Raw genomic sequence first — 3,845 nt, forward strand, 5'->3', positions numbered from 1 at the left:
GCGCCCCCCCCCCCGCCCCCCGGGGGGGGGGGGGGGGGGGGGGGGCCGGCCCCCCGCCGGGCCGCCCGCGGGTGCGGCCCCCGGGGCCGCGGCGGCGGCGGATGCGGCTGCCGGGGCACCGCGGAGGCGGTGGACGTCGCCCCTCCGGTCCGCCGGTAGCGACGCTCCGGCGGGACTCCCCGACGAAACTCCCCGGAGCGGGCGAGCGTCTCCGGGGAGACCTCCCGGCTGCCGCCGTCCTTGCCGGCGCCCGCCGGGGGCCTGCTGATCGCGCCGACGGTGAGGGTGCCGGTGGCGCCGCCGAGGAACGGCAGGACGGCCGCCGCCTTCGCCGGCCTGGCCCTGACCACCGCGCTGTGCACGGCGGAGGCCGCGCACGGCCTGGAGGCCCTGCTCGAACCGGCCGAGCACGCGGCCGCACACGGCTGAGGCCCGCCGCACCTCGACGGCGGCCCGGCACGGTGGCGTTCGGCCGACCGGTGACGGTCAGCCGGCCGCCGCCGGCGGCGCGTCCAGGATGCCCAGCAGGATCCGGACCAGTTCGGCGACGACCTCGTCGAGGGTGGCCTCCACCCAGCCCTCGGCCCAGTCGTGCAGCAGGCCGTTCACCCCGCCGATGAACGCGGCGGCGGCGACCCGGTAGTCGCGCGGCACCGCCTCGCCGCGGGCCACGGCCGCCGTGGCCTCCGCGCACAGCAGGTCCACCCAGCGGGAGCGGCGGGCCAGCCGCTGCTGCTCCAGGCGCGGACTGACGCCGATGATCTCCACGAAGGTGATCCGCAGCCGGCGCCGGTCGCCGGTGACGTGCGCCGCGTAGGCGCCGAAGACGGCCGCGGCGCGTTCGGCGACCGGTAGCCCCCCGGCTTCGGCGAGGGCCGCCAGCGCGGCCTGTTCGGCCCAGTCGTTGACCTGGAGGTGCAGCTCGGCCAGCACGTCCTCCAGGGTGCGGAACTCCTCGTAGAACTGACGGCTCGACAGCCCGGCCGCCTCGCACAGCGCGGCGACCGTGGTGGAGCGGTAGCCCGGCGCGTCGCCGAAGAGCTGCAGCGCCGCGGCCAGGAACCGCCGCCGGCGCTCGGCCTGCCGGTCCTCCGCGGACCGGCCCGCGTACCGCCCGGTCGGCTGCCTCAGCCTGCCTGCCACCGCACCCCCCGTTGTCGACGGTCCCTCATTTTCCCGCGCCCGCCGTCTTGTCGGGACACCCACCCGTCGTTACTTTCAAGTAGCAAATCTGAATGTGCTCGTTTTCAGATCCTCCCTGGACCACCACCCGGAAGGAACGACGATGCCCCGACCCGCCCACCGCTCCCCCGCCCGCCCCGCGCGCCGCACCGCACCGCACCGCGCCGGACTGCGCCGCGCCCTGCTCGCCACCGGCGCCGCGCTCGCCCTGACCGCCGGGGCGGCGAGCGCCGGCGCCACCCCGCTGCCGACCGCGGCCACGGCCGCGGCCCGGGCGGACGGACTGCGCGAGGTGCTCTTCGTCGGCAACAACTGGGACGGCACCGCGGACGTGGTGGAGTCCACCGGCGCACTCGCCCGGATCGGCCGGATCGACGTCGTCCCGGACAAGGCGCAGCGGCTCGCCGAGATCTACCTCAACCCGGTGAAGCTGGCGTACTTCCTCGGGGTGCGGCTCGGCCCGGGCGAAGGGCACGACCAGTTCGTCGACGACATGTACTCGACGCCGGACGGCTCGGCCATGGTGGTCTCCCGGCCGAGCTTCGCCGACGTGGTCTCCATCGACCTGGCCACCGGACGGATCAACTGGCGCTTCCCGGTGTCGGGTTACCGCTCCGACCACATGGCGGTCTCGCCGGACGGCACCCGGGTGGCGGTCTCCGCGTCGACCGCCAACACCGTGCACGTGCTGGACATCCGCACGGGCCGGCAGCTCGGCTCCTTCGCCACCGGCGACAAGCCGCACGAGAACGTCTTCACCGACGGCGGCACCCGGATCTGGAACATGGCGATCGGCGAGGTCACCACCGCCCTCGACGCGCCGTGGCTCGACTGGACGAAGGGCGACCGGCGGATCACCGTGGTCGACGCGCAGACCTTCCGCCAGGTGAAGGTGATCGACATGCGGCAGCGGCTGGACGCGATCGGCCGCCAGGACCTCTCGGACGCCGTCCGCCCGGTGGCGTTCAGCCCCGACGGCTCGATGCTCTACTTCCAGGTGTCGTTCTTCAACGGCGTGCTGGAGTACGACGTCGCCGCCGACCGGATCACCCGGGTCGCCGACCTGCCCGGGAACCCGGCGACGAACCCGGACCGCACCACCTGGGTCAACGACTCGCGGCACCACGGACTGGCCATGAGCCCCGACGGCGCGCACCTGTGCGTCGCCGGGACGATGGACGACTACGCCACGGTCGTCGACCGCACCACCCTGAAGGAGGGCCCGCTGGTCGCCGCCTCGAAGCCGTACTGGGCGACGGTCAGCGGGGACGGCGCCTCCTGCGTGATCTCCGAGAGCGGGGCCGACCGGATCACCGAGATCGACTTCGCCACCGGCCGGAAGACCGCCTCGACACCGGTCGGCGACCACCCCCAGCGGGTCCGGCTCGGTCACGTGGCGGCCGACTGGACTTCCCCGCCGGCTCCCTGACGGTCGCTCAGTGGGACGCGGCGTCGCGGGGGCGGGAGCGGTGCGCCCGCCAGGCGTCCAGCGCCTCGTCGCGGGTGCCGGCGGGGTGCTCGGCGTGCCAGCTCCGCAGGAAGCGGTTGAACTCGAACTGGGCGCCGACCTCCTGCGGCTCGGCCGCCTCGGCCCGGGTCGCGTGCCAGTGGCCGACGCCGTCGGCGAGGGTGCGGCCGGCGTTCTCCGCGACGAAGGCCCGCATGTGCGCGTCGAAGTGGAAGGACGGCCCGATCTGTGCGGTGAACCAGGCGCGCAGCACCTGGCTGCAGCGCTGGCCGGCGGGGATCACGGTGTCGCCGTCGACCGGCGCGGCGAGCTGCCGTGCCGTCCGGGCCGGGCGCGGCGGCGGCGCGTCCGGCAGCGGCCCGCCGTCCAGCGCGGCGGCCAGCCCGGCGGTCAGGGCCGGCTTGCCGCCGCCCCGGCGGACGCCCATCTCCCGCGCCAGTGCGGTGAGTTCTTCGAGCGTCCAGTACCAGCGCAGCAGTTCGGCACCGCTCAGCGCCGCCGTCAGCGGCGGTCTCGGCTCGTGTCCTGCGGTCGTGGTGTCCCCGTCCCCGTTCATCAGGCCATTCTGCCCGCGGCCCGGCACGCTCCGCGGACGGGGGTGGGCGACGGAGGGCGCACCGGGCACACGCGTCGGCAAGGGCGGGGGCGGCAGCGCGCGGCGCACCGACGGGACAGCGGACAGGCGCCGCCCGCGACGGGCCTGCCCGGAGGACAGCTGTGCCCCGGGGCCGAGGTCCGGGCACCGTCCGCCTGTCCGGGGCGCCCGCGTGTCGGGCGACAGCAGCGCGGAGCCGACACCGTGGGGAGCGGCCAAACGCGGCAGCGCACGGCCCGCCGGTCAGGCGTGCGGGAGGGTGGGGCCGCCGGCGGTCCGGGGGCCGCCGAGCGGGGCGAGGGTGCCGGCGGCGGCGGCCATGGAGTCGGCGAGCAGGGCGGCCGTGCGGCTGGCCTCGTAGAGCTGCTCGCGGGCGTCCCGGGCGGTGCGGATGGCGTCGTAGGCGTCGGCGCCCGCCGGGTCGGGGGCGATCCGGCCGGCGGCCTGTTCGCTGCTGAGGAAGGCTTCGAGCCGGTCGAGGAGCTCGGGCAGCCGGGCGGTGAGGCCGGCGAGCGCGCCGACGGCCTCGGCGGCCTCGGTGGTGTGCAGCACGCCGGGGCCGCCGCCGCGGCGGGCGGGGGCGGGGGGGGCGCGGGGGGG

The 3,845-nt window shown here is 76.7% G+C and carries 5 protein-coding genes; 2 read left to right on the forward strand and 3 right to left on the reverse strand.

What is annotated here, in order from left to right; translation table 11 throughout:
• Positions 1 to 291: 291 nt before the first annotated feature.
• Entirely contained in the window at positions 292 to 429 is a 138-nt protein-coding gene (locus ABD353_RS18285) for a hypothetical protein (protein WP_344624690.1), read from the forward strand.
• A gap of 57 nt (positions 430 to 486) precedes the next feature.
• Here ABD353_RS18285 and ABD353_RS18290 read toward each other — a convergent pair whose 3' ends face one another.
• Positions 487 to 1,143, reverse strand: coding sequence for a TetR/AcrR family transcriptional regulator (locus ABD353_RS18290; RefSeq protein WP_344624691.1), 657 nt, complete (start codon positions 1,141 to 1,143; stop codon positions 487 to 489).
• A 142-nt stretch (positions 1,144 to 1,285) separates the two neighbouring features.
• On the opposite strand from ABD353_RS18290, the gene ABD353_RS18295 reads away from it, so the two are divergent.
• The gene (locus tag ABD353_RS18295; RefSeq protein WP_344624692.1) at positions 1,286 to 2,611 is read left to right on the forward strand and encodes a YncE family protein; all 1,326 of its coding nucleotides are present in this window, start codon (positions 1,286 to 1,288) and stop codon (positions 2,609 to 2,611) included.
• A gap of 7 nt (positions 2,612 to 2,618) precedes the next feature.
• Here ABD353_RS18295 and ABD353_RS18300 read toward each other — a convergent pair whose 3' ends face one another.
• Positions 2,619 to 3,206 carry a DUF6434 domain-containing protein gene (locus ABD353_RS18300; protein ID WP_344624693.1) on the reverse strand — a complete coding sequence of 196 codons (588 nt, stop codon included), beginning with the start codon at positions 3,204 to 3,206 and terminating at the stop codon, positions 2,619 to 2,621.
• Positions 3,207 to 3,488: 282 nt separating this feature from the next.
• Positions 3,489 to 3,845, reverse strand: a 357-nt coding sequence (locus tag ABD353_RS18305; RefSeq protein ID WP_425555184.1) for a hypothetical protein, incomplete at its 5' end; no start/stop codon positions are given.

Origin of the sequence: Kitasatospora arboriphila (genome assembly GCF_039528095.1) — a bacterium.
Taxonomy (GTDB): Bacteria; Actinomycetota; Actinomycetes; order Streptomycetales; family Streptomycetaceae; genus Kitasatospora; species Kitasatospora arboriphila.

What these genes read in the sequence shown, in the direction of transcription:
- ABD353_RS18295 (WP_344624692.1), top strand. Translation starts at nt 1,286, where the DNA reads ATGCCCCGACCCGCCCACCGCTCCCCCGCCCGCCCCGCGCGCCGCACC.
- ABD353_RS18300 (WP_344624693.1), bottom strand. Translation starts at nt 3,206, where the DNA reads ATGAACGGGGACGGGGACACCACGACCGCAGGACACGAGCCGAGACCG.